Below are 26654 nucleotides of genomic sequence, written 5' to 3' on the forward strand. Positions count from 1 at the left end.
TTGTAAGCAACTTGTCTCGGCGTGACATCCGGTCAAAATTCCTGTCTGAATCTTTCCCTTTGAAACCGGACGATGCTTGCGTCAAGAACGCCGCTTTGGCTGTCTGACCAATGACTGGCGGGCAACTTATCTGTTGCCGGATAGTGCGCGTGAGCAACATGACTGTTATTCGATGTTTCTCCGGTAATTATTTGAGTTTTGTGTTTTTTGAAGTCACTGCAACAGCGGCATAACTTCGTCCAGGTTCACTTTAATGAATCAGGGATGAAGGCTTATGGGTGTCATGGAACAGTATGTCGGCGAAGCGGATCTTATTTCTGCCGAAGATTATTCAGCGCTGCAACGCGCCTTGAAGGAGTTTTCCGCTACTGGCGAATATGCCGAGTTGGCAGCGCTTTACGAGAGTGCCGGCAGGGCCTCGGATTTCACTGAAAAACTGCAAGTCGTAACGCTTTTCCTCGACAACTTCGAGCGCCTGGCCAAGCGCAAGACGGCGCCCATGCCGGTGGCCATTGATCGAATCGAGAATGGGTTGCGCGATTACGCGGCGCGCCTGGCGGCAACGGTGAGCATATTCAGTGACGTACCCGCGCCAGTGCCAAAAACAATGCACTTTGTCTGGGTCGGCGGCAGCCAGGTCGGCGCTATCCAGCGTGATTACATGAATGTCTGGCGCCAGGTCCTGGCCACAGAGGGCTACCAGTTCAATCTCTGGTACGACAGCGATGCCTTGCTGGCTTTCGAAATGAATCGGGTCATCTCCGACAGCGCCCGCGTCGATGCGATGGAGTCGGGTGGTGACACCGTGAGCAAGCCCGGCGAGTTGGCGAAGATGATCGAAGACCGGGCGCGAGTATTGAAGCACGAGATGTTCACGTTTCTGCAACAACCGCAATGGCAAGGCAAAGCCGATCAGGCCCGTATTGAATTGATGGTGCGCGCCTACGGTAAAGACCGGGCAACACTGGAGAACTTTCGGCAGGAATGTTTGCACAGCCATCAGCAAATGGCCGGCAGCGACTTGCAGTTGCGCGATGTCCATCGTGAGTTTTCCGGACATTTTCTAGAGGATGTCTATCAGCGTGAAGTGGCGATGCGCGGCAACTTCGCAGCGGCCAGTGATGTTGTGCGCTTGCAGGCTGAATATCTGGAGGGTGGTCGTTACAGTGACATGGATTACTTGCCACCGCTGGCCGACAAATTGGGTGGCGTGGATATCAGCGGTTACAGCGAAGAACAACGTATTGGCGTACTACAAGTGTTGCTCAATAACGATGAAACCTTGATGCCGGGTCGTGACCGGCATCGCTATGTCGACAGAGTAGAGACTATTGCTGCTGCAGACCGGGAGGCGTTGCAGACGTTTGCTCGCAACAAGCATCCTCCAGGGGAGATCTTCGTCGCCCCGCAGGAGCATTCGGTACCACGGGATGCGATGCGTCTGGGAACGGCTCATGGGGTATCCGTTGCGGGGGAAATGAACGCGCATATGCTCGCCCACGCAGGCAGTGGCATGACCATGGCCTACATGCAGATGATCCGTCTGAATTATGACTGCCTGCTGCAAGTGGAGCGTCGTGCGATCGCCGCCGGTATCGATATGAACGACGCGGGGCGTTTGATCGCGGTTATTCAGAACGTCGTGAATGAAGTGCTCGCGCAAAAGAAATTCCCGTCTTCAACGATCCATTTCGCCGCAGGCAGGCTCATCGAAGCCATCCATTCCTATTATCAGGACGGCATTCGGGTCGGTGCTCGAAGCACGATCACCCTTACCGGACCGGGGGCAGCGGCCGCCGGGCTGACCAAATACATCGAAGAACATTTGCTGCCTGAGCAGATCGACCGCATCCGCAATCATCTGAAACTGGTTGAGGGCTATAACGTTTTTACCGAGGAGGAAATGATCTCCGGCTGGACCGTCAATGACGATGAGGCGCAGTGGCTGGCCAAAGAGCAGGAAAAATGGCGCAGCGGCAAACTCAAGTCGCGTTATACCGGCCAACTGGCGGATCTGCTCAAACCGCAACAGACGCTGACGTTCAAGCAGGGCTGGCCGGTGGTGGGCGGTAAACCGGTATTGCTGACGTCGGTCCTGCAGCAATGGATGGATGACCTCGGCGAGCCCTTTGTCCGGGCCATGCGCGAAAAACTCAGCGGTGAGATCACCTTCACCGATGCTTTTGCCATCGGCTTCGACACGCGGCAGTTGATTGCGGCGCAACCGCAGGGCGAGCTGCCGGTTTCCCACGGCGCCGAAACGTCCAGCAATCTCAACGAACTGTTCAGTCGGATTGCCCATGACGCGCTGCCGCTGCAACAACTCAGTCCGCTGGTGCGGGTCATGCTCGGTGGGATTTTCGGAGCGGACAGTCTGGACGATGCGGGTTTTGCGGGCGTCTGGCAGACCGTGCGTGAGCTTGCCGTGGCAACCGATGGCGACGGCACTTTCGCGCGTTTTGACGCCATCGAAAAAGCCCTTCACCAGCGGCCGGAATTCGCGACGGCACTGACGCGGGGTGAGGCGCATGAAGTGCTGACTGCGCGTGAACTCAAGGTCCAGGCGCTCTTCGAAGCGCTGACGGTGCGGCAATGGAGAGAGCGTATCGGGCAGATCAAGCGCACCGCGCAGCGTGAATACCGCACCCGGATCATTCAGCGCAGTGCGCAGGTGCGGGAAACTTTCATCAGCGCCGGCGCGACCTCGGCCCGGCAATTGTCGCAGGACTTACTCATGCAGGGAGCGAGCGACCCAGGGCGCCGCTGCTATCCGCTGGCATTGTTGGTTGGCGCCGCCGTGGCTGCCGGCGAGTCGGCCGAGCGCACGCTGGTCGGGCATGTCGCGACGGCCAGCATCAGTCCTGAACACACCAGCTCACGGGCTTTGCTCAGCGCGTTGAACGAATTGCGGACGTTGCCGACGAGTGCCATCGGGGAGGCTCGCGGCTTGCAGAGTCTGGATACGCTGATGCAAGCGCTGGAAGCAAAAAGTACACCTGCAGTCCTGTTGCTCGACACCGGCGATCACGCGTTGCTGTTGGCAAAGGTGCAAGTGGGCGACCGGTTCGTCTACCGCTTCTATGACCCCAACTTTGCCATCTATGCGTTCGCCGAAGGTGCCCAGGCGAAGCTCGGCGTGGAGCGTTATCTCAGCGCAGGCGATAGCGCACTGGCCAGGCTCTACGGTCTGGGTGACATGGCCGGTGCACAATTCAATGTGGTCGAGCTGAACACGGATGCCATCGTCACGCGCAAGCTGTCGGCGGGGTTGCCTTTGGACAGCTTTCTGCACTCGCCTTCGAGCGATTCGCGCCGTGCCTCGGTCTGGGCCAGACAAGCACTGGCGCGCCAGCGCTCGCTCAGCGAAAACGCGCGCATGGGCACAAGCCTGGCGCAAGTGGATGCACGGTACTGGGCGCAGGCATTCGGCGAGGCCACGCAGCAATTGCGCAGTGAACACTCGCTCGGGCGCGAATATCTGCCGTTGCTCGACACCCTCAAGCCGCAGGCGGACGGCGCTTTTTCGCTGACCCTGGTCGATGCGCAAAACCCCCGTCAGGCGAGAACGGTCAGTACAACCGACCCGCGATTCAACACGCTCAAAGAGCATCTGCAGCGGTTGGTCAAAGCGGCCAAACCCGCGGCCCCCGCTGAGTCTGACGGCGGCAGTCGCTTGAGCTTTGCCTTTGCGATCCAGACCCTGGTCACCGAAATGCGCCAGCGCGATTACCAGGCTGGCGATCAGTTGCCAACCCTGTCAATTGCCCTGCAAGTGCAGGTCTACGTCAGTTATGCCCAACTGGGTTTCGGCGTGGTCAGCGATACCGCTCAGGTGATCAACCTGGTGCGGCAGGTGGCAGCCAGTGAGCAAGCGCTGCTGTTGCGTCAGTCGTCACTGGTCGGCCGTGTGCTCGGGCCGGCAGCCACTGGTGTCGGCTTTGCGTTCTCGCTGGTCAACATCGGCTTCGACATCTACAACCTTTCGCTGGCGCAGAACCACGAGCAGCGCTCACGTTTTTCCACGTCGCTGGCGTTCAATGTGGCGTCACTGGGGCTGGACATTGCCGCGCTGGCCGTCGGTGGAACGGCCGGCGCGGCGGCAGCCATTCTGTCGGTGCCGTTGCTCGGTATCGGCATCGGTGCCACCGCGATTGCCAGCAATCTGGGGCAAATCGCCGACAAGGCTACGGCGGTCGGCAATCATTTGCGTGCCATCCACAACGCTTACCAGCCAGGCGCTTTTACCTTTGCCGACGGGACGCTGCAGTTCCCGCCCGAAGCCGTCATTACCCAGCTTGATCTGCAAGACCGGCAGGTTCGTTTCGACAGCCAGCGGTTCTATCCATGGGGCGGCGGCCCGCTGGAGCTGCCGCAGTACAGCGATGATCCGAAGCAGATCCACCGATCGCTGAACATTCGCCAGGCCTTCGGTCTGGCCGAGAGCGCACCGCTGGATATCCGCGACGATGTTGCGCTGCATACCGTGGTGCTGCCCTGCACGCCGCTTTGCTATTACGGTTACGAATATCAACTGGGGGGCGCCGGCTATGTCTACGAGGCCTTGCCGGGAGAGCAGGTTGAACCGCGTAGCGCCAGTGAACATCCCGACCCGAACTGGTTGTCGTATTTCAATCCGCTCATGGTATTGGGCGATACCCTGAGAATACAGCTTGATGAGCGTATCCACACCCGCTACCCGCAGTTGCGCAACAGTGTGGCAGACAAGCTCGAATACGATGAGCGAGGCAACCGGCGTTTCTATCTGCACAGCACGCCGTCGCTCAAACACATTCTCTACAAGCTGCATCCGGTCTATAAACCGACCACGATTCGTGTGCAGCTCAACGAGCATGTTCGTCAGTTGGCGGTGCCGACGTTGCCGGTGGAGTGGCTGCACAAAATTTCCTATGAAATCACCTCCATGCCCGGTCACTGTCAGTTGCGCCTGACTCGCGGTCTGAGCGAGGTGAAATTTAACGGCTTTGGCAAATGGCTGGTGCATGCGCCCTGGGTCAATCTCGAGCAGGTCCGCTTTGCTGATGCAGTGATTGCGGATGACGACGGCCCACGGTTATATCTGGCGGGGCGTCAATTGACGATTGACGGCATCGTGCTGTCGGCTTTCGAGGGGCTGATCGAACTGGCCGGAGGTGAACTGTACGAGCTGGACTGGCAGCACAATGCATTGCGCCTGGTGTCCGTTACCCTTGGCGATACCCACCATTCCCGCGATGTCCTTGCGCGACTAAGCAAACTCGGTGACGAGGATCGTCTGGCCGCCGGCTATCTGAGGCTTGAGCGATTCAACGTGCCGTTCACCCCGGCCAGCCAGCCGCTGAGGACCACGGCTTTTTACGATGGCCCGCGCAGACGCCTGTTATACGCGCGCAACCTGCCTGGCGCGGTCAACGATGGCTTGCTGCTGGGCGCCGCCACGGCAGATGAAGCGTGGTTTTATCATCCCGATCACGCCACCGTCTGGCGCGTCAATGTGCTCAGCGGGCTGGTCGTGCAGCGCTATCGTTTGCTGAGTCTGGAACCCGGCACGAAAATCAGCGCTTTCGCGCAACTCGCAGACGGCACTCTGCGCGTCTCGCAGCAGTTGGTCGAGCGGAAAAACCTCAATGTGCAAACCACGCTGGAATTTCATCTGGCTGACAAGGACGTGACACTGACCGACATCACGCTAAGGTCGCGCGGGTTGGAAAATTCGCCCCTTAAAACTGAAGAAGGCAGTCGGATCGTGTTTTTCCGTCATCGCCAGAAACAGCCTCGCCCCTATGCCGACGAAACCCCCGGCATGGCTCCGGCCATCAGCACATGGCGCTACGCACCGTATATTCATGCGCAGGCTTATTCCTTCGATCAACTGCTCGAGCGAGCCTGGATTGGCGCGGAAAACGGCCGCTACTTCCGCGCCGACCCGCTCAGTGACGCGGACAGAGTGTTGCTCATGCCGCGATCCGCTGATCCGGCCACGGCACGGCTGTTCTACAGCAAGCAGAGCCAGATGCTCAGCCATGGCATCGAACCGCGTGACAATGTTTTCATGCAGCAAGCGCTGGCGCGGGATGTGGTTGACATCAGACGTGTCGGTGACAGCTATCTCGCCACGTTGAGCGATGGACGACTGTTCGAGATCGACCTCGGTGCCCGTGAGGATAACTGGTTGTCCGAGATAGACAGGGATGTGCTGCAGTTCGTCGGCCTCAGCCAGCGCTGGCTGCAACAACATCCCGACTGGCTGGCCGCACTGCCGGCGCTGGCCAGGCAATACAACAGCGCAGCATTTGCGATCATCGGCTTGCGCGCCCAGGCGGGCCAGCCCTTTCTGGCGGCGTGGTGCGTGGACGAAAAGCTGGTACTGGCGCAAACGCCTGGCATCCGTGAGCTGACGTTACTGGGCCTGACGCCGGACCGGCAAGCCGTCTGGCTGCTGGATTCCGATGCCGGAGCAATCTGGCGGCAGACGCTGGTGTCATTCGAGGAAGCTCGCGCGGCGTTCGGCAACAGCAGCGTCGTGCAGCATCGCCAGGCCTTGCCACAGGCCGAACCGGTCTGGTCATCGTGGACATTCGGCGAAGTCCTGCCGCAGGGCGATGGCCTGCTCGGACGCACCCGCGAAGGCGTGACGCTGCAACTGCAGGATCAACAACCGGCGCGGATTGTCGGCACGGAAAATCGCTGGTCCTGGCGCCTCGGCGAAACGCCCGCACAATTGTGCGAGCGTTTGAAGCAACTGCTGCACGGGCAAGCCCATGCCGCTTTCCTGCCCGTAGAAAATACCGGCAATCGTTACCAATATTACGTGCCAACGCTGAATCGGCTGTTCGATGTGTCCGCCCGGGAGGATGGCCGGTGGGCGACGTTCCTCGGTACGCGCGATACCGATAATCCGCTGTTGCTCGACTCGATCGACGAGCTGGTTTTCAGTGCCGGAACGACCGACAGCGTGTGGTTGCCGGGCAGCCATGCCCAGCGTGATGCGCAGGTCATGACGCTGCAAGTGAGCGATGACCTCACCGAAGTCCAGCCGCTGCTGGTTGACGGCGTGGACACGTTGATCCTGAGCTTTGGTTCGCACACGGAGGGCTACCGGATTTCGGCCGATAGCTGGCAGCGTCTGGATTGCATTGTCGTCGATGTGCGGCGTCCGTCCTCCAGCGAAGCGTCGGAGCCAGGCTTGCTCGCGCTCGACGTGGGGGAATGTGGGCATTGGTTAATGTCGCGGGTCGATGACGAGCTGCTGCTTGCCGATCCGGACAATGGTCGCAGTCTGATCGTGCGCCACGCCCAGGAGCAGAGCGCCTGCGAGTTGGCGCTCAGTGTCTCGGGTCGCCTGTATCTGGTCGCGCTGGAGCAATGGTTGCTGGCGTTCAAGGCCGCACAGGACAGCGACGCCACCGCTACGCTGGCGGCTGTGATTGAACAGTTGCCTTGACGGGTTGAGCCTGCACACAAAAACGCCGCGAACGTTGCCGTTCGCGGCGTTTTTCTTGTCCTGTGCGTACAGCTGCCAGCGCTCAAGGCACCAGATAGCCTTTGACGCCGGTAAAAATGATCTGCGCTGCCAGCGCGCAAACAAACAGGCCCATCAAGCGGCTGACGATCTGCAAACCCTGATCACCGAGAATTCGCTCGATGCGGTTCGATAGATAAAGCACCACGCCCACCGTGAAACTGGCCAGCGCAATACTCATGATCGCGGTGAGCTTGTCGTCCCAATGCGGTTGGCTGACGCCCATGACCAGTAACGCACCGATGGTGCCGGGGCCGACCGTCAGCGGAATGGTCAGCGGCACGATGGTGACGTCCTGCTGTACGTTATCGGCCTGTACTGCCGGCTTGCCCTGCGCCATGCCCAGCGCGGAAATGAACAACACGCTGCCGGCACCGATGCGGAACGCATCAACCGTGATGCCGAACACATCGAAGATCACCCGCCCGAACAGGTACAGCAAGACGCTCGAAACCAGCGTCGCCACCGCGACCTTCCAGGCCAGGCGCCGTTGTTCCTTGCGCGAATAACCGCGGGTCAGGCTGATAAAGCAGGACAACACGAAGAATGGGCTGTAAAGCACCAGCATCTTCAGGTAAACGCTGAACAACACATGGAGCATGGGTGCAGGCTCACTGGCGGGGGAATCGTAAGGAGTCTATCAGGCACCGCAAAGCCTGTCGGCTTACGAAGGTTGCGTCGAGGTGCGGTTCTGTTGGTCGCGCTGGGCCACCCAATGCTCGATCAACTCGCGCAACTGCGACAGCTCGACGGGTTTGGACATGTGCCCATCCATGCCGGCCTGACGCGCGCGTTCCTTGTGTTCAGCGAGAATATGCGCGGTCAGCGCCACGATCGGCGTGCGAACACGCTGGTTACTGACTTCCCAGGCGCGCAATTGCTGAGTCGCCGAGAAGCCGTCGAGGATCGGCATCTCGCAGTCCATCAGCACCAGGTCGTAACGCTGGGCCTTCATCGCTTGCAGTGCTTCTTCGCCGTTGGCGGCGGTGTCCGGTTGCAGGTTGAGCTTGCCGAGCATGCCGCGAATCACTTTGGTCGAAATCGTGTTGTCCTCGGCCACGAGGATGCGGAAATCGCTGGGTACTTTCGCCGCCGTGGCCGCCGTGAGCACTTGCGGCTGAAACACAGTCTGGCCTTTGTTGCGCTGGTTCAGCTCGTCGGCCAGGGTGGTTTTCAGGGTGTAGCCTGCCACCGGTTTGGCGAGGATGCGTTTGATCCCCGAGTTGCGTGCAATGATCTTGCTCGGCGCATTGCTGATGCCGGTGAGCATGATCAGCAGGATGTCGTGATTGAGGCTTGGATCTTCCTTGATCTTGGCCGCGAGCTGCATGCCGGTCATGCCCGGCATGTTCTGATCGAGCAGCACCACATCGAAATAGTCACGCAGGTGCGCCTTGGTTCGCAGCAGGGCCAGCGCTTCCTTGCCCGACGGCACGGCGCTGACATTCAAGCCCCAGGCACTGCACTGCTGGACCAGCACTTTGCGGCAGGTGTCGTTGTCATCGACCACCAGCACCCGCGCGCCTTGCAGTGGGCTGTCGAGGTCCGAAGTCGGGTGTTCGAGGCGATCGGGATCCAGCGGCAGTGTCAGCCACAGGGTACTGCCCTGCGTGGCGCCGCTCTTGATGCCGAATTCGCCATTCATCAGGCGGATCAGTTGCCGCGCGATCACCAGCCCCAGATTGCCGCCCAGGCGGTTGGCCGACAGGAAGTGCTTGCTGTGCAGTTCGGCGTGCATCAGCGCGTCGCGTTCCTCCTGCTCCATCGGCTGGCCGCTGTCCTGCACGGCAATGCGCAAACGTGGCTTGTTGCTGCGCTCGTCGAGGGCGACGACGATCAGCACTTCGCCTTCATCGGTTTTCTTCAGGGCGTTTTCCAGCAGGCTCAGCAGTGTCTGGCGCAGACGGGTCGGGTCACCGCTGATGACCCGCGGCACTTGCGGCTGAATGAAGCTGATCAGCTCGACGTTCTGCTGTTCGGCCTTGGCGCGGTAGATGCTCAGGCAGTCATCGATCAAGGCGTTGAGGTCGAATTGCACGTCGTCCAGTTCGATCTGTCCGGACTCGAGTTTGGAGATGTCGAGAATCTCGTTGATCAGCGTCAGCAGTTCATTGCCGGCGCTGTGGATGGTCTGCACATAGTCGCGCTGCTTGACCGACAGCGGCGTGCCCAGCAACAGTTCGGTCATGCCCAGTACGCCGTTCATCGGCGTACGGATTTCGTGGCTGATCTTGGCGAGGAACTCGGCTTTGGCGTTGATCTCGGCGTTGCTCGCGGCCAGATCGCGACTGACGCTGAAACGGCTCTCGGTGATGCTGCGCTGACGCTCGCCCAGGGCGACGCTCATCAGCAAGCCGCTGATGCAGATGAACACCATCAGAATCATGATCAGGCCTTGCGGCGATACCAGTGTCAGCCCCAGCAGCGCCGGCAGAATGATCAGCGTGCCGATGTTGAACACCACCATCGCCGCAACAAACAGCCGCGCCGGGCGGTAGCCTTTCTGCCAGTGGTAGAAGCCGACGAACAACATGCTCAGACCGGCCAGCGCCACCAGCGCATACGTGATGATGTTCAAAGGCAGGGTGTTGACGAACAACAGAAGCAGGCTGCACGTGACGATGAGCAGGATGTCGCCAAGCAGCAGTTTGTTCAGCGGGTGCGGCCCGAGCGGAGCGAAGTAGCGGTAAGCGAACATCAAACCGGCCGGCGCGGTCAGCAGCAGCGCCAGATACGCGCCAGGGGTCTGCACCGCATGCCAGTTCGGCAGCCACGGACCTGCCAGATTGAGCAGCAGCAACAGGCTCAGCCCCAGCAAACCCTCGCAGACCGCCAGCCAGAGGCTGCTGCGCGAACGCGAATAGGCGTAGCGCACCAGATTGTGCAACAGCAGCATGGCCAGACAGCCGAAAAGCATGCCGAACAGTAGCGTCTGATGGTGGTCGGCTGCACTCGTCACCGCCGATTGCAGCGTCACGTGAGGGCGCAATTGATGATCGGAAACCATGCGCAGGTAGACGTCGAGCGATTTTTCGCTCTGCGGCAGCGGCAGCATGAAGTCGCTGCTCGGCAGCGGTCGTTCGGCCTGAGGCTGGTCGGTGCCGGTGTTGCGTTGCTCGATCAGCCTGTCGCCATCGAGCACATACAGATTGAGCTGCGAAAGGTCCGGGGCAAAAATGCGCAGCACCTGTTCATGCTTTCCCGGCGCCAGCCTGAAACGCAGCCACAAGGCGCCATCGGGCGCGGCCGCAGTGAGGCGGTCGAGTTCGATGGGGCTGAATTGATTGGTGTAGCGGGCAGAGCGGATATCGCTCAGTTGCAGGTTGCCTTGATCGTCAAGCAATACCGACCAGCCACTGCCTTGACCGGCGAGGGCCGGAAGCATGCAGAGCAAGGTCAGCAGCGTGACGGTGAAGCTTATGGCAATCCTGAGCCAGCGCACGGCGAAATCCCTTCGTAGGTTGATGCCAGAATATAACGACGCGCGGCGGCAGAACAGCCCGGCGAGGAAGGACATTCCACGCCGGGCATGACTCAGCTTATTGCTGGGTTTCGCCACGTTCACGGGCAATGGCACGGTAGCCGATGTCCTTGCGATAGAAGCAGCCTTCCCAGTCGATGGCCGCAGCCAGCTTGTACGCCTGCTGCTGCGCTTCACCCACGGTTGCACCCATGGCCGTTGCGCACAGCACACGACCACCGGCGGTGACGACGGCGCCGTCTTTCAGTGCGGTACCGGCGTGGAATACTTTACCTTCCAGGCTTGCCGCTGCTTCCAGACCGTTGATCGGCGCACCCTTGGCGTAGTCACCCGGGTAGCCACCGGCGGCCAGCACGATACCGACGCTAGGACGCGGATCCCACTGCGCTTCAACCTTGTCCAGCGCTTGCGCCAGTGCGGCTTCGACCAGCAACACGAGGCTCGATTGCAGACGCAGCATCACCGGTTGGGTTTCCGGATCGCCGAAGCGGCAGTTGAACTCGATGACTTTCGGATGACCGGCCTTGTCGATCATCAGACCGGCATAGAGGAAACCCGTGTAAACGTTGCCTTCGTCGGCCATGCCGCGCACGGTCGGCCAGATCACCTGGTCCATCACGCGCTGGTGCACGTCGGCGGTGACCACCGGGGCAGGGGAGTAAGCACCCATGCCGCCGGTGTTCGGGCCGCTGTCGCCGTCGCCGACGCGTTTGTGGTCCTGGCTGGTGGCCATCGGCAGGACATTCTTGCCGTCGACCATGACGATGAACGAGGCTTCTTCGCCGTCGAGGAATTCCTCGATGACCACCCGCGAACCGGCGTCGCCGAACGCGTTGCCGGCGAGCATGTCGCGCACGGCGTCTTCGGCTTCGGCCAGGGTCATGGCGACGATGACGCCTTTACCGGCCGCCAGGCCATCGGCCTTGATCACGATCGGCGCGCCTTTTTCACGCAGATAAGCCAGCGCTGGCTCGATCTCGGTGAAGTTCTGGTAGTCGGCGGTCGGGATCTTGTGGCGCGCGAGGAAATCCTTGGTGAAGGCTTTCGAGCCTTCGAGCTGCGCAGCACCGGCGGTCGGGCCGAAGCAATCCAGGCCGCGGGAGCGGAACAGATCGACAACACCGGCGACCAGCGGCACTTCCGGGCCGACGATGGTCAGGGAAACGTTTTTCTCGGCAAAATCGGCCAGTTGCTCAAGCGCCAGCACGTCGATGGCGACGTTCTCGCACTTGGCTTCGATTGCCGTACCGGCATTGCCCGGCGCGACGAAAACCTTCTGCACGCGCGGATCCTGAGCCACTTTCCAGGCCAGAGCGTGTTCACGGCCACCGCTGCCAATGATCAAAACATTCATTTCAAAACCTCGGATGACGCTAATTCTGTTTTAAAGACTAAAGCGCTTCACGCTGTAGGAGGTCGCAATGAAGTCGGTAGATGCAAGGCGGAGTCGACCTCGATGAGCGGAGTTGCCTTTTGGCAATGAGCATCATCGAGGTCGGCTCCAACGCAGCAGATGCCGGCTTCAGTGCGGCCGTTGGCTAGTTAGTGACGGAAGTGGCGCATGCCGGTGAATACCATCGCAATGCCCGCTTCGTCAGCAGCGGCAATCACTTCGGCATCACGCATCGAACCACCCGGCTGGATCACCGCAGTGATGCCGACCTTGGCCGCGTTGTCCAGGCCGTCGCGGAACGGGAAGAACGCGTCCGAGGCCATCACCGAACCGGCGACCTGCAAACCGGCGTGCTCAGCCTTGATCGCGGCGATACGTGCCGAATTTACGCGGCTCATCTGGCCGGCGCCGACACCGATGGTCTGACGGTTCTTCGCGTAGACGATGGCGTTGGACTTGACGTACTTGGCGACTTTCCAGGCGAAGATCAGGTCGTGAATTTCCTGCTCGGTCGGGGCGCGCTTGGTCACAACCTTCAGGTCATCGGCGCTGATCATGCCGATATCGCGGCTCTGCACCAGCAGGCCACCGTTGACGCGCTTGTAGTCCCACGCGGCGGCGCGGTCTGCCGACCACTCGCCGCAGGCCAGCAGGCGCACGTTGGCTTTGGCAGCGACGATGGCGCGGGCTTCTGCGCTCACGCTCGGAGCGATGATCACTTCAACGAACTGACGCTCGACGATGGCTTTGGCGGTCTCGGCATCCAGTTCACGGTTGAACGCGATGATGCCGCCGAATGCAGACTCGGTGTCAGTCGCGTAAGCCAGTTCGTAGGCCTGACGGATGCCGCCTTCGGCATCCGGGCTGACCGCCACGCCGCACGGGTTGGCGTGCTTGACGATCACGCAGGCTGGCTTGACGAAGCTCTTCACGCATTCCAGCGCGGCGTCGGTGTCGGCCACGTTGTTGTACGACAGCTCTTTGCCCTGCAGTTGGGTCGCGGTGGCGATGCCGACTTCGGCAGGCCTGGCTTCAACGTAAAACGCCGCGCTCTGGTGCGGGTTCTCGCCGTAGCGCATTTCCTGGGCCTTGATGAACTGGCTGTTGAAGGTGCGCGGGAATTCGCTGCGGCCTTCAGTGCTGAGGGTTTCAGCCGCCTGATTCACCGTGCCCATGTAGTTGGCGATCATGCCGTCGTAGGCGGCGGTGTGTTCGAAAGCCTTGAGCATCAGGTCGAAACGCTGCGCGTAGGTCAGGCCGCCGGCCTTCAGGCTTTCCAGCACGCTGGTGTAATCGCTGGCATTCACCACGATCGCCACGTCTTTGTGGTTTTTCGCCGCCGAACGGACCATGGTCGGGCCGCCGATGTCGATGTTCTCGATGGCGGTCGGCAGGTCGCAGCCTGGCTTGTTGATGGTGGCTTCGAACGGGTACAGGTTGACCGCGACCAGATCGATCGGCTGGATGCCGTGTTCGCTCATGATCGCGTCGTCAATACCGCGACGACCGAGAATGCCGCCGTGGATTTTCGGGTGCAGGGTTTTCACCCGACCGTCCATCATCTCGGCGAAACCGGTGTAATCCGCGACTTCCACTGCGGCAACGCCGTTGTCACGCAGCAGCTTGAACGTTCCGCCGGTGGAGAGGATCTCGACGCCGAGAGCTTCCAGCTCTTTGGCGAATTCGAGGATCCCGGTCTTGTCGGAAACGCTGATCAAGGCGCGGCGGATCGGCAGGCGGGTAGTCTGGTCGGTCATCTCAATTTCCATCAAAAGCAAAGGAAGTCAGCAAAAAAGGCGACCGTTTTTTACGCGGGCGCCTTTCTGGTTTGATTGAATGCTTACAGCAGATCGTACTGCTTGAGTTTCTTGCGCAGCGTGCCGCGGTTAAGTCCCAGCAGCTCACTGGCCTTGGTCTGGTTGCCCTTGACGTAGTTCATCACGCTTTCGAGCAGGGGAGCCTCGACTTCGGAGAGCACCAGGTTGTACACATCCGTGACGGACGCGCCCTCAAGGTGGGCGAAATAATTGTGCAGCGCCTTCTCGACACTCCCGCGAAGGGTCTGGCCTTCTTCGCTCGGCGTGTTGAGGTGCTGTTTCAAATTCACGTTGTCGCTCACGGGTGTTGTTCCACTCACTAAAGTCTCGGTCATCATCGTCATGCGGCCACCCCTTCTTCGTCCCCTGTCAGGCTCTTGTAACGCTCGGCGAAGAACTCCCGAACGTTGGCGCATTGTGTTTCCGTACCATCCAAACGATTGAAACGGGCGCGAAACTCCCTGGCGCCCGGCAAGGTTGCGAGATACCAGCCCACATGCTTGCGCGCAATGCGCACGCCCATCACGTCCCCATAGAAAGCGTGAAGGGCGGCCAGATGCTCCAGCAGAATGCGTTCCACCTCGATCAGCTTCGGTGCCGGCAATTTCTCGCCGGTACGCAGGAAGTGCTCGATCTCGCGAAAAATCCATGGCCGCCCTTGAGCGGCACGACCTACCAACAGGCCATCGGCACCGGTCGCATCAAGCACGTAACGGGCCTTCTCTGGCGAATCGATATCGCCATTGGCGAAGACCGGAATCGACACCGCCTGCTTGATCGCGGCAATCGTGTCGTACTCGGCTTCCCCGGTGTACAGATCGGCGCGCGTGCGGCCATGCACGGCCAGCGCAGTGATCCCGGCCTGTTCGGCGATTTTCGCCACGGTCAGGCCGTTCTTGTTCTCGCGATCCCAGCCGGTGCGGATCTTCAGGGTGACCGGTACATCCACCGCAGCCACCACGGCCTGCAGGATCTCGGTCACCAGTGCTTCGTCCTTCAGCAACGCGGAGCCGGCGGCCTTGTTGCACACCTTCTTCGCCGGGCAACCCATGTTGATGTCGATAATCTGAGCGCCCAGCTCGACGTTGGCCCGGGCCGCCTCCGCCAGCATCTGCGCATCACCACCGGCGATCTGCACCGAGCGTGGCTCGGGATCACCTTCGTGGATCATGCGCATGCGCGACTTGCGGGTATTCCACAGGCTCATGTCGCTGGTAACCATTTCCGAGACTACAAGCCCTGCGCCCAGACGCTTGCACAGCTGACGAAAGGGCTGATCGGTGACGCCCGCCATCGGGGCAAGAATCAAGCCGTTCTGCAATGTGTATGGGCCGATGCGTACCGCCGACATAGGACTTCCCTGAGGTGGGGCCGGATCATGAGAGTTCGAAAAAGGGTGGGCATGATACCCGCTCTCGATGACTGGTTAAAGGCTGAATTGAACAAAATCTGAACAGTAATTTTGTTATCGCCGCTGGTTTGGTCGTGCACGGCGAAGTCAGAAAACCGCCGTCAATCCACAAACCTCGCGGGCTTCACTCGGGTGAGTGGAAACTCAGGCTGTAATTCACCGCTTTCGGGCCCGGATCGAGAATGTCCAGTGCAATGTGGATCGGCGTCTGCGGCGGCATCTCTGGCAGGCCTTCAAGATCGCCCTTGAGGTATTCGCCGGGTTTGAAGCGACGACTGGCGATCAGATGACCATTGAGATCGGCAAAGCGCAGTTCCAGCAGCGGGAACGGCTGGGAAAACGTCGCCCGGTTGTAGATGATCGCATCGACCACCAGTGCACCATTGAATTCCGGATGGCTGCGCACCACCAGATTGCTGCTCTTGATTCTGGCGATGTCGACCTTGGACGGGACTGTGCAGCCGATCTGCGGGCAGATTTGCTGGAACCATGGGCGGTATTGGTCCTGCCGGGCCAGTTCGTCGAAATGATAGGCGATGTACTGCGCCGCCAGACAACCCGCCGCGATCAGCACCAGCAGCAGCCAGAGCAGGCGTCGGCCCCAGGGCGAGCGGCGTTTTTGCCAGTCGAGTTGCAGCGGGTCGTCGGTCAGGTCTTGCAGGACTTCGGCACGTACGCCGGGTTCTGCGCGTTCGCGCTTTTTGCGCAGCGGCGCGATCGACGGCAAATCGTCATCATCGCTGTCGTCGCTGGCCGACAGCCGTTCACGGCGGGCATTCGGGTCGATCGGGTCGTGCAGGCGCAACTGCGGAATGCGCGGCTCGTCATCCAGATCCACCGGTTCCAGCGACAGCGAGGGTTCGGTGCGTTCGGGTTCGAGGGTTTCGATGGCTTCGATGTCCGGCTCGCCATCCGGCTTCGATGTGCGCTCATCGGCCGGTTCGCTGAACAGGCTGCCCGGCCATACCGCGTCATCCGGTTCGGGGCTGTCGCGGCGTGCACTCAGAGAGTCCTCGCGAGCGCGCCCCGGTTCGGTGACCGGCTGAATTTCGCGTTGCTCGAGACGGGCCAGTTCCTGATCCAGGTCGAGGCTGTCGAGATCCAGTTCCGAAGCGTTCCACTGCTTTTGGCTGATCGCGCGTGGCGCTGGCGTTTCACCGACAACAGGTGATGGTGCTTCAGCCTGCGCCGGCGCGATGGGCGTCAGTGCATCCTTGCCGGCGTGTTGTTCAAGCAACTGTTTGGCGGCGTTGAACACTTGCAGGCAGGAGCCGCAGCGAACCACCCCGCGGGCCACGCTCAATTGAGCATGGCTGACGCGGAAACTGGTTTGGCAATGCGGGCACTGAGTGACGAAGCTGTCGGTCATGCGGCGATCCGGTTTATGCAGGCGCTCATATTAGCGCCGACGGCCAGTGATGCGCACCCAGCCGTCGCGATTGGCAATCGGGTCGAGATCGAAGTCCTGTGCATAAGCGGCGGCGACTTCGTCACCTTGTTCGGCGAGGATGCCCGACAGCGCCAGACGCCCGCCGGGCTTGACCAGGCCAGACAGTTGCGGCGCCAGCGAAACCAGCGGGCCGGCGAGGATATTGGCGACCAGCACATCGGCTTTGACCTGCGGCAGGTCTTGCGGCAGGTACAACGGGAACAGTTCGTCGGCGATGTGGTTGCGCCCGGCATTGTCGCGCGAAGCTTCCAGCGCCTGCACGTCGATGTCGGTGCCGACCGCTTGTTTCGCGCCCAGCAGCAGCGCCGCGATCGCCAGAATCCCTGAACCGCAGCCGAAGTCGAGCACGTCGCAGTCTTTCAGATCCTGGCCGTCTAGCCATTCCAGACACAGTGCGGTGGTCGGGTGCGTGCCGGTGCCGAAGGCCAGGCCCGGGTCCAGCAGCAGGTTGACCGCGTCAGGTTCCGGTGCTGCGTGCCAGCTCGGCACGATCCACAGGCGCTGACCGAAGCGCATCGGCTGGAAGCCGTCCATCCAACTGCGCTCCCAATCCTGATCTTCGATCACTTCACTGTGGTGCTCGGGCAGCGGGCTGCCGGTCAGCAACTCCAGATGAGCCAGAACCGGTTCCGGTTCAGTGCCACCCTCGAACAGCGCCAGCAAATGCGTGTGCGACCACAGCGGGGTGGTGTTGAGTTCCGGCTCGAAGATCGGCTGATCTTCAGCGTCCATGAACGTCACCGACACAGCGCCCACCTCAAGGAACGCGTCCTCGTAGGTTTCGGCTTGTTCCGGAGTGATGGCGAGACGGACTTGCAGCCAGGGCATGGCGGTTACCTTTGAAATCTGTGGGGCAGCCCGAAGCTGCAAAAGCGCGCAGTTTACGCCAGGTCGCCAGCAAAGTGGACAAGCCGGTCTGCTGTTACACATTCACGGGCGCGATATACCGGTGTATCGCCTGAGCGCGCTGGTCGGCAAATACAGTGGAGGCTCATTTCTACGCAACGACGGGCCGGGAATATGGCGACTCAACAAGGGATTGTAGAAGAAACCGCAGCCACCGCTGCGTCTGCAGGGACGGTGCAGGAGGTTTTGCTGCGAATTACGCGTTGGCAGGTGTTGATCGACAAGCGCCTGAGCAGCCAGATGAGTTTGTTCGAGGCCATGGAAGATTTCGCATTGACCGAACTGCGCAGTCATCACTCTGACGGCAATATCGATCCGGGTTTTGTACAGGTCCTGCTTGATGCGATTGTGCAGAAAATGATCGATGGCAAGCCTCTAATGTACCTGGCGATCCGCGACGCTCCGTATCGCTGGCCGGGTGGCGCCGATCAGGGACTGCCTGCCAGCCATCGTGAAGCGGTCATTCAGACAGTTGATAGCGTTGCCGAGCATTTCCTTGTTCAGTACAAAAACTACCTGCAAGAGCATTGGCAAACCAAGGGGCAGGAGGCGGCGTTCGATCGCCTCGTCGTGCGCAAGCTGCAGCGGTTTATTGACGATATCGACGCGCTGTTCAACGCAGATCGGCTCGCGAACCTGACGCTGGATCGATTGCGCAGGCAAATCGAAAAGATTGAGGACCGAAACGCTCGCCGGTATCGGTTGACCGCGCTGGCAACCGGTGCGGAAAAGAAAATTCTTCAAGCGCAGTCATACGCGAGTTTGCCGCACTGGCTGCGAGTCCTGAACGAACCGGACCGCGCCAGATTGCGCCAGTATCAGCAACAGACGTCACTGGCCCAGGCCGCGCTTGATGACCTGCTGGAAGGCTATGGATCGCTGCGCGCCTTCGCCCGTCAACAAGCAATCGATTACATTCTGCTCAAGCTCGACATCGAAGTAGAACCGGACCGCATCGAGGTGCGCTTGAAATGGCGCTCGGCGGTTGGCGAGCCGACGCAGAACCGCAGCCTGAGCGAATTGCTCGCGGCGGGGCCGATCGGTAAGGATTTCGCTGCGGTGCTGGACGTTACCAGTGGTCCCGCGCAACGTAATCAGCCTCTGACGCCGACATTGGTTGCCGACATGCTGGCAGAGCTGGACTGTCCGGCGGATTACCTGCAAGTTCTAGCCCGGCAGTACAAGCGCGAAGACGTGCAGCAAGCCTCGTTCGACTGGCTTGTCGCGCGGCTCAAACAAAGCGCGTTCGTTGCGCGTTGCGCTGGGCATTTGACCGTGGCCGACCATGACCGTCTCGGTCAGGCGTGGGCGACAGATGTCACAGAAAAAACTCTGCGATTCGCTGCGCTGACGCTGCCCAACGGCATGCAGTGTGCTGACCTGCTGGTGTGTTATCGCCAGGAGACTGCGCAAAAGGTAGAGGATCTCTTGCTGTACGCGCCGAACAAGCCAGACGGCCAGGAGTGGATGCGCTTGCGTTCGCTGGCGGCGTTGACCGGAGAAGTCTGGAGCTGGACGCAGAGCGAATCCGGGCGCGAATACCTGTTGCAGCAACTTTCGCCAACGGCACATCGCACGGCGCGCGATTACCTGTTAGCCGTGTCGGCGAGCCCGCCTCTCTGGGGAATGACCAGCGACATCCGTCGTGGCCCGACCTCGTTCGCCGAATGCATCAAGGCCGTGGTCGAAATGGGCCTGGCAAAAAACCTGCAGCGTGTCGAGGAAGACAACTCGCTGCGCTGGTACACAACGCTTGGTCTCGAGGCACGCCGGCGCATCAGTGGCCTGAATCAGGAGCTGGTAATGCATCAGCAGGCTTTCAATGAATTACTGGGCGGTTTCGAAGTTTTCGTCGACTTCGCCAGGCGCACGGTTGCCGCAGCGATTGCGCCGTATTTGCGCAGCAAGAATGTGCTTGAGCCGGTCGACCCAGCGACCGTGTTGATCGATTACAGCCCCGGCATTGCCGACCGCAGGAAGCAGCCGTCAGCCAGTCTGCTCGATCTGGCGATCTACGGCTACGATGACAACGCTGGCATCGAACATCCGAAAAGAGGTGTGCGCTCGTCAGTTGGTCAGGATTTGAGTCAGGTGCGCAGTGCCGATCTGGCGCGGTACATGCGTGGGGCCTGGCTGGGTGAACAGTACGCGAAAGAGATTCGTGGCCAATACCTGGACGCTCGCGATGAAGCCTACGAGTTGCGTCGGTTCGGCTACCGCAATGTGCTGTTGTCGAAAATGGATCGTGACCTGCGCATTGCCAGAAGTCAGGCGCGCTTGAGCGATGCGGTGTATTCGGCGCTGGTCCGTCAGGTCTCGCTGCTCAGCCAACCGCCAACGTCGGGAGCGCATGTGCCGGGTGCCGACATTGCTGCGAGCGACGGCGTGTTCAAGTTCACCGTGCGCCATAACGTCGTGCTGGGGGTATACGTTTTTATCTGTTGCCAGCCCGAACCGTCCCGGTGGCTATACACGCCGGATGCTCCCGACGGTCTGACGGTGCGCCCGTATCTGTCACTGGAGGGCGAGGTCGCCGGTACATTGCATGACTACCTGATGGCGCGCTGCCCCGTCGCTGCGCGCAATACCGTGTCACGCTCATTGCGCGCGATAGCGGCAAAGAAACAGCGCGTCGATACGCTGTACGAAGCGCAGCGAGTGATTGACGCGCGCAATGAGTTCAACGCTTACATCGAGCGCACGGTCACGGACGTGGAGGACATCACCACCAGCCGTGCGGAAATGATCGAAAGACAAGTGGTGAAGGGACTGATGTTCGGCGCGGCGCCGTTTTGTATGGTGTTTCCGCCGTTTGCCTTGCTGCTGGATGTTGTATTCATCGCGGTCAGCGCCGGCCAGGCAGTCGCGGCACACCTGGAGGGCGATGTTGATAGCGCGCTCGGTCATTGGCTGGAGGCATCCTGGGGCGCGCTGTTTGCCATGGTGGGTGTCGGCAGCGCGGTCAAGTTGCTCGCCGGCACGGCCAGAAGCCTGAGACGCACGACGAGGCCGGTCTCATTGTTGGCCGAACGCCTTGAGACGCTGGCGCCGATTCGCAAGGAAACACTGCCGGCGGTCCGGGAGGTGCGTTTTCGCGCCGGGCAGGCCGTTGGCAAGGCGCCCGAACAGTTGCAGCGGGTCACTGAAGAAACGGTGTTTTTCGGTACCTGGCGCAGTCCGCCAAGCGCCGGGCAGCCTCAACCAAGCTATTACATCCGCAATAAAGGCAAGTATTTCCAGGTCCGGGAAAATCCGCATTTCGGTGGGCTCAGCCTGATTGATGCCCGTCGCCCCGCGGCCATTTATCAGCGGCCCATACGTTTGACAGCCAACGGTAAGTGGACCCATGACCGTGTCGGGCTGCGCGGCGGCAATGATCAGGTGCGCAATCTTGGCCATGTGAATAATCTGCGCAACGCATTTCCCGGGCGTCTCGAGCCGGTGCTCAACCGGGGCGCCATGCAGGGTGAGGCTGTGGTCGCGAAGTTCGTTGCCGGGTCGAAGGACAATTATCTGTTTTCGCTGAACGCGCAGACCTGTGTCATCGCCTCGATGTACAACCCGCTGACGAAGGTTGGCGCGGTCGTCCATTTCGATCACAACATTCGCTCGCTGATCGAACGCACCGTTCGGGACGTGATGAAACGATTGGGAGGCTCGACCAAGGATGTTCGCGCTACGCTGGTCGGTGGAGACTGGTTGACGGGTACCGATATCGGTGGATCGGTCAGAGGCGTATTGCGCCAGCAAGGGCTGCGGCCGACCTGGGATTACTGGTCGTATTCTTCTTGTCTGGGTAATAACTATGCCGTGTCGTTGAATTTGCAGAACGGCGTGTCGACCGTGTTCAAGACTTCTGCCAGTCAGGTTGAACGGTTGTATACGCCGGTTTTGCAGCGGGCGCGGTATGCCAATGACGCAGTCTCGACGCGCGCGACGAGCTTCATGCAACGGGTGCGCAGCAGGCCGTTGTATGAGGATGGCTCGGGCAACGTCGTCGACAAGGCCGGCCGTCGGGCCACCGCCGCGATGATCGACGAGCAGGCTTTTTCGATGGTGTTGATGAACTGATGTGTTTGTCGCAGGCATAAAAAACCCGATCACAGGGATCGGGTTTTTCACGCCAATGCAGTCTTACGATTGCTTGGCCAGCTTGTGCTCAAGGTAGTGAATGTTCACACCGCCTTTGCAGAAGCCTTCGTCGCGGACCAGATCACGATGCAGCGGGATGTTGGTCTTGATCCCGTCGACCACGATTTCGTCCAGGGCATTGCGCATGCGCGCCATGGCTTCTTCGCGGGTCGCGCCGTAAGTGATCAGCTTACCGATCAGCGAGTCGTAGTTCGGCGGAACGGCATAACCGCTGTACAGGTGCGAATCGACGCGTACGCCATTGCCGCCCGGGGCGTGGAAATGCTTGACCGTACCCGGGCTCGGCATGAAGGTTTTCGGGTCTTCGGCGTTGATCCGGCACTCCAGCGAGTGACCGCGAATCACCACGTCATCCTGAGTGAACGACAGCTTGTTGCCAGCGGCGATGCTGAGCATCTCCTTGACGATGTCGAGACCGGTGACCATCTCCGAAACCGGGTGCTCCACCTGAACACGGGTGTTCATTTCGATGAAGTAGAAGCGACCGTTTTCGTAGAGGAACTCGAAAGTGCCGGCGCCACGGTAACCGATGTCGATGCACGCCTTGACGCAACGAGCCAGGACTTCCTGACGCGCTTTCTCGTCGATGCCCGGTGCCGGCGCTTCTTCGAGAACCTTCTGGTGACGACGCTGCAGCGAGCAATCGCGGTCGCCAAGATGGATGGCGTGGCCCTGGCCGTCGGACAACACTTGCACTTCGACGTGGCGCGGGTTGGTGAGGAATTTTTCCAGATAGACCATCGGGTTGCCGAACGCCGCGCCTGCTTCGGTGCGGGTCAGTTTGGCGAAGGCGATCAGGTCTTCTTCCTTGTGCACCACACGCATGCCGCGACCACCACCGCCGCCAGCGGCCTTGATGATCACCGGGTAGCCGACTTCGCGACCGATGCGCAGTGCCGTTTCTTCGTCTTCCGGCAGTGGGCCGTCGGAACCTGGAACGGTAGGAACGCCTGCTTCGATCATTGCGTGCTTGGCCGAGACCTTGTCACCCATCAGGCGAATGGTTTCGGCTTTCGGGCCGATGAAGGCGAAGCCGGAGTTCTCGACCTGCTCGGCAAAATCGGCGTTTTCCGCGAGGAAACCGTAGCCTGGGTGGATGGCGGTAGCGCCAGTCACTTCAGCGGCGGCGATGATGGCCGGGATGTGCAGGTAAGACTGAGAGGCAGACGCCGGGCCGATGCAGACGGATTCGTCTGCCAGACCCAGGTGCATCAGCTCTTTGTCGGCCTTGGAGTAAACGGCGACGGTCTTGATGCCCATCTCTTTGCAGGCACGCAGAATCCGCAGGGCGATCTCACCGCGGTTCGCGATCAGAACTTTTTCCAACTTCGCAGTCATCAAAGGCTCTCCGCAGTTCAAACGATGGTGAACAGCGGTTGGTCGTACTCAACCGGCTGGCCGTCTTCGACGAGGATGGACTCGATCACACCGCTGGTTTCAGCTTCGATGTGGTTCATCATCTTCATGGCTTCGACGATGCACAGGGTGTCGCCTTTCTTCACGGTCTGGCCGACTTCAACGAAGGCTGGCGACGCTGGCGAAGATTTGCGATAGAACGTGCCGACCATCGGCGAACGGGCAACGGTGCCGTTCAGCGCCGGGGCAGCAGCGGCAACCGGGGCGGCAGCAGCGACTGGAGCGGCGGCAGGTGCAGCGGCCGGAGCCTGCATCGGGGCCGGCGCGTAGTATTGCTGAGCCGGGGTCTTGCTGTGACGGCTGATGCGTACGGACTCTTCGCCTTCCTTGATCTCGAGCTCGTCGATGCCGGACTCTTCCAGCAATTCGATCAGTTTCTTAACTTTACGGATATCCATGAATCATCAACTCCCAAGGGTCGGTCAGGGGCGTTTAACGCTTGTTGTTCAAGTCGTTGCCTGTGTTTCAAGCTGTTCTAGCGCGGCCTCCAGGGCCAGTCGGTAACCGCTGGCGCCAAGGCCGCAGATCACTCCCACCGCTACATCGGAGAAGTAGGAGTGATGGCGGAAAGGTTCGCGTTTGTGCACGTTGGACAAATGCACTTCGATGAATGGGATGCTCACTCCCAGCAGCGCGTCACGTAATGCGACACTTGTGTGCGTAAAAGCCGCCGGATTGATCAGAATGAAATCGACACCTTCGCCGCGGGCGGCGTGGATGCGCTCGATCAATTCGTACTCGGCGTTGCTTTGCAGATACAGCAGATGATGGCCGGCTTCTCGGGCGCGGCGCTCCAGATCCTGGTTGATCTGCGCCAGCGTCGTCGAACCGTAAGTGCCGGGTTCGCGGGTGCCGAGCAGGTTCAGGTTGGGGCCGTGCAGCACCAGTAGGGTCGCCATCTGCGGAGTCCTTGTCATGAATGAGCAATCGTCAGAACCCGGCGACTATGCCGCAAAGCCTTTGTGACTGTCCAGTTCCATGCAATAGCCAGCACGATGGCCGATGTTTGCGCGAAGTATGTGACTAATGTGTCGAATCCGGTCATTCAGTGGCGGCTGGGCTGACGCCATCGCGAGCAGGCTCACTCCTACAGGGGGGACGCGATCCGATGTAGGAGTGAGCCTGCTCGCGATAGCGATTTGTCAGACGCGAAAGGCCTGTACGGCGGTATGCAGTTGCCCGCCCAATACCAGCAAGTTCTCGCCTTGTTCGCGACCACGACCGATGCGCAGCAGATTTTCCCCACCCAGCTGATGAATTCGCTCGCTGTGATCGCGGATTTCGCTGACTGCGCCGCTCTGCTGTGCGGTGACGTCGGCAATGCGAATCGCAGTGTCGGAAATGGTCTGGATTGCCCCGACAATCTTGTCCAGTGCACCGTCGGCCGCTTGCGCCTGATTGGCGGTGGCCTCGGCGTGTTCGACCTGGGCACGCATGCCTTCGACCGATTGCCGGGCGGCGGTTTGCAGGCCGGCAATCAGCGTCTGGATCTCCGCCGTGGCGCCAGCCGTGCGTTGCGCCAGCGAGCGTACTTCTTCGGCGACCACCGCGAAACCGCGACCCATTTCCCCGGCGCGCGCCGCTTCAATCGCCGCGTTCAGGGCGAGGAGGTTGGTCTGGTCGGCAATCGAGCGAATCACCGTCAGCACGCCGCCGATGGTGGCCGACTCTTCGGCCAGGTGCTCGATCATCTGCGCGTTGCCTTGCACTTCACCGACCAGCGCATGCAGCCCGGTGAGGCTCTGGCCGATCACCGTCTGACCATGCTCAACGGCAAGGCCCGCGTGGCGGCTGGCGTCCGCTGCCTGCTGCGCATCGCCGGCGACCTGTTGAATGGTCGCCTCCAGTTCGCCCAGCGAATCGCGGATCAACGCGGTGTCGCCAGCCTGATGCTCAGCGCCGCTGTGCAGGTCGTTGCTCAATTCGGCCAAAGTGCGGCTGCTTCCGGCGACTTGCTCGGCATTGCCGCGAATGGTCCCGACCAGATCTACCAGATAGGCACGCAAGCGATTGAGCGAGGCTTCGATGTCATGCAGTTCGCGGTTGGTCTTGCCCAAGCGGATGTCACTGCTGAAATCGCCCTCGGCCCAGGTCGACAGCGCCGGGGCGAGATTGGTCAGGGTGCGCGCCAGGCGACGCTGCAAGGTGTCGATCAGCAGCGCGATCAGCAGAATCAGGCCGATCATCACGCCTTGCATCAAGCGAACTTCGCCCTGGATCTGCCCGTGCTGGGCGCGCACCGCCGGTTCCAGAGCCGCGATGGCTTGTTGCACCGCAGCGATTTTCTGATGGGTCGCGACACTCAAATCAGTGCGTTTCTGAATTTGCTCACGGGTGCGCTCAAGCTCCGCCGGATAACGACCGAGCAGGCTGTTGAGTTCCCGTTTGAGGCCGACACCAGCGTCTTCGGCGACGGTTTTTTCGCTGTTCTCGATGCCCATCATCGCGGCGAAGTCGTCGCTGCCGGAGGCGCTCTGGCTGACCACGCCGAGCAGGGGCAGGGCGTCGATGGCTTGCGCCTGGGCGCGGATGTTGCTGACTTCGCGCTCGACATCCGCAGCCAGTTCGCTGCGTCCGCTGCTGACCAGTTTGTCGCGTGCCAGCGAAAGCTTGCCCAGATGCTGTGACGCCACCAGCAGGGGCGTCAGGTAGCTCGCGTTGCCGTTGGCGTACGTGCTCAGTTGTTCGAGGCTGGCGCTCAATTCGCGCTCGGCTTGTAGCAGCAAGGCCTGCGGATCACCGGCCAGTTTGCCGGCGGCGAGCAGGTCAGTCTTGCTGAACTCGGCCAGCCCGGACAGGCTCGGGCGCAGCGAATCGGCCAGCGTCGGTGGTAGATCAGCCAGTTGCGTTTGCAAGTCGTCGATGGCCTGGCTGGCGCTGCTCAACCGCAAGGCGTCGCCGCTGGCGAGGTAATCCTCGACGTTGCGTGCGACTTCGTTCTGAAATTGCTGGGACAGGCCCAGATATCGCTCCATCAGCAGATAGGGACGTTCGAGGGCTTTTTGCGACCACCACAGCGTGGCGCCGAGTGCCAGGCACACAGCGACCAGCAGCAGCGTATTGAGATTGGTGAGCAACTTCAGGCGCATGACGGCTACCAACGGCAGAA

Annotated in this window: 14 protein-coding genes; 2 read left to right on the top strand and 12 right to left on the bottom strand. The window is 60.7% G+C overall.

Annotated features, from left to right (window positions below; translation table 11 throughout):
• The first annotated feature begins 274 nt into the window (after positions 1 to 274).
• The gene (locus ACYYKW_RS13050) at positions 275 to 7441 is read left to right on the top strand and encodes a TcdA/TcdB pore-forming domain-containing protein (RefSeq protein ID WP_464990307.1); all 7167 of its coding nucleotides are present in this window, start codon (positions 275 to 277) and stop codon (positions 7439 to 7441) included.
• Positions 7442 to 7523: 82 nt separating this feature from the next.
• Here ACYYKW_RS13050 and ACYYKW_RS13055 read toward each other — a convergent pair whose 3' ends face one another.
• From ACYYKW_RS13055 to prmA, 8 genes are all read right to left on the bottom strand, one after another.
• Complete coding sequence (locus ACYYKW_RS13055; protein WP_025111770.1) at positions 7524 to 8120, bottom strand: MarC family protein; 597 nt, start codon at positions 8118 to 8120, stop codon at positions 7524 to 7526.
• A 63-nt stretch (positions 8121 to 8183) separates the two neighbouring features.
• A complete protein-coding gene (locus ACYYKW_RS13060) occupies positions 8184 to 10961 on the bottom strand; it encodes a hybrid sensor histidine kinase/response regulator (protein ID WP_093105176.1) in 2778 nt (925 codons plus the stop codon).
• Positions 10962 to 11058: 97 nt separating this feature from the next.
• Entirely contained in the window at positions 11059 to 12354 is a 1296-nt protein-coding gene (purD, locus tag ACYYKW_RS13065; RefSeq protein ID WP_093105171.1) for a phosphoribosylamine--glycine ligase, read from the bottom strand.
• 188 nt (positions 12355 to 12542) lie between these two features.
• Complete coding sequence (gene purH / locus ACYYKW_RS13070; RefSeq protein WP_464990308.1) at positions 12543 to 14150, bottom strand: bifunctional phosphoribosylaminoimidazolecarboxamide formyltransferase/IMP cyclohydrolase; 1608 nt, start codon at positions 14148 to 14150, stop codon at positions 12543 to 12545.
• Between the two features lie 83 nt (positions 14151 to 14233).
• The gene (gene fis / locus ACYYKW_RS13075; RefSeq protein WP_002555375.1) at positions 14234 to 14554 is read right to left on the bottom strand and encodes a DNA-binding transcriptional regulator Fis; all 321 of its coding nucleotides are present in this window, start codon (positions 14552 to 14554) and stop codon (positions 14234 to 14236) included.
• A complete protein-coding gene (dusB, locus tag ACYYKW_RS13080) occupies positions 14551 to 15561 on the bottom strand; it encodes a tRNA dihydrouridine synthase DusB (protein WP_336355796.1) in 1011 nt (336 codons plus the stop codon). Before dusB ends, fis begins: the two co-directional genes overlap by 4 nt.
• Before the next feature lie 184 nt (positions 15562 to 15745).
• A complete protein-coding gene (locus ACYYKW_RS13085) occupies positions 15746 to 16990 on the bottom strand; it encodes a DUF3426 domain-containing protein (protein ID WP_464990309.1) in 1245 nt (414 codons plus the stop codon).
• 30 nt (positions 16991 to 17020) lie between these two features.
• Positions 17021 to 17899: a 50S ribosomal protein L11 methyltransferase gene (prmA, locus tag ACYYKW_RS13090; protein ID WP_093105152.1), complete on the bottom strand. Its 879-nt coding sequence runs from the start codon at positions 17897 to 17899 to the stop codon at positions 17021 to 17023.
• A gap of 192 nt (positions 17900 to 18091) precedes the next feature.
• On the opposite strand from prmA, the gene ACYYKW_RS13095 reads away from it, so the two are divergent.
• Positions 18092 to 22048, top strand: a complete 3957-nt coding sequence (locus tag ACYYKW_RS13095; protein ID WP_464990310.1) for a type III effector 1 — start codon at positions 18092 to 18094, stop codon at positions 22046 to 22048.
• A gap of 63 nt (positions 22049 to 22111) precedes the next feature.
• Here the strand turns inward: ACYYKW_RS13095 and accC are convergent, their stop codons facing one another.
• From accC to ACYYKW_RS13115, 4 genes are all read right to left on the bottom strand, one after another.
• Positions 22112 to 23467, bottom strand: a complete 1356-nt coding sequence (gene accC, locus ACYYKW_RS13100) for an acetyl-CoA carboxylase biotin carboxylase subunit (protein ID WP_093105142.1) — start codon at positions 23465 to 23467, stop codon at positions 22112 to 22114.
• A 17-nt stretch (positions 23468 to 23484) separates the two neighbouring features.
• Positions 23485 to 23943, bottom strand: a complete 459-nt coding sequence (gene accB, locus ACYYKW_RS13105) for an acetyl-CoA carboxylase biotin carboxyl carrier protein (RefSeq protein WP_093105137.1) — start codon at positions 23941 to 23943, stop codon at positions 23485 to 23487.
• 48 nt (positions 23944 to 23991) lie between these two features.
• Positions 23992 to 24444, bottom strand: coding sequence for a type II 3-dehydroquinate dehydratase (gene aroQ, locus ACYYKW_RS13110; protein WP_090281057.1), 453 nt, complete (start codon positions 24442 to 24444; stop codon positions 23992 to 23994).
• A gap of 243 nt (positions 24445 to 24687) precedes the next feature.
• Entirely contained in the window at positions 24688 to 26634 is a 1947-nt protein-coding gene (locus ACYYKW_RS13115) for a methyl-accepting chemotaxis protein (protein ID WP_464990311.1), read from the bottom strand.
• Between the last annotated feature and the right edge of the window lie 20 nt (positions 26635 to 26654).

This window comes from Pseudomonas sp. 15C (genome assembly GCF_055484735.1).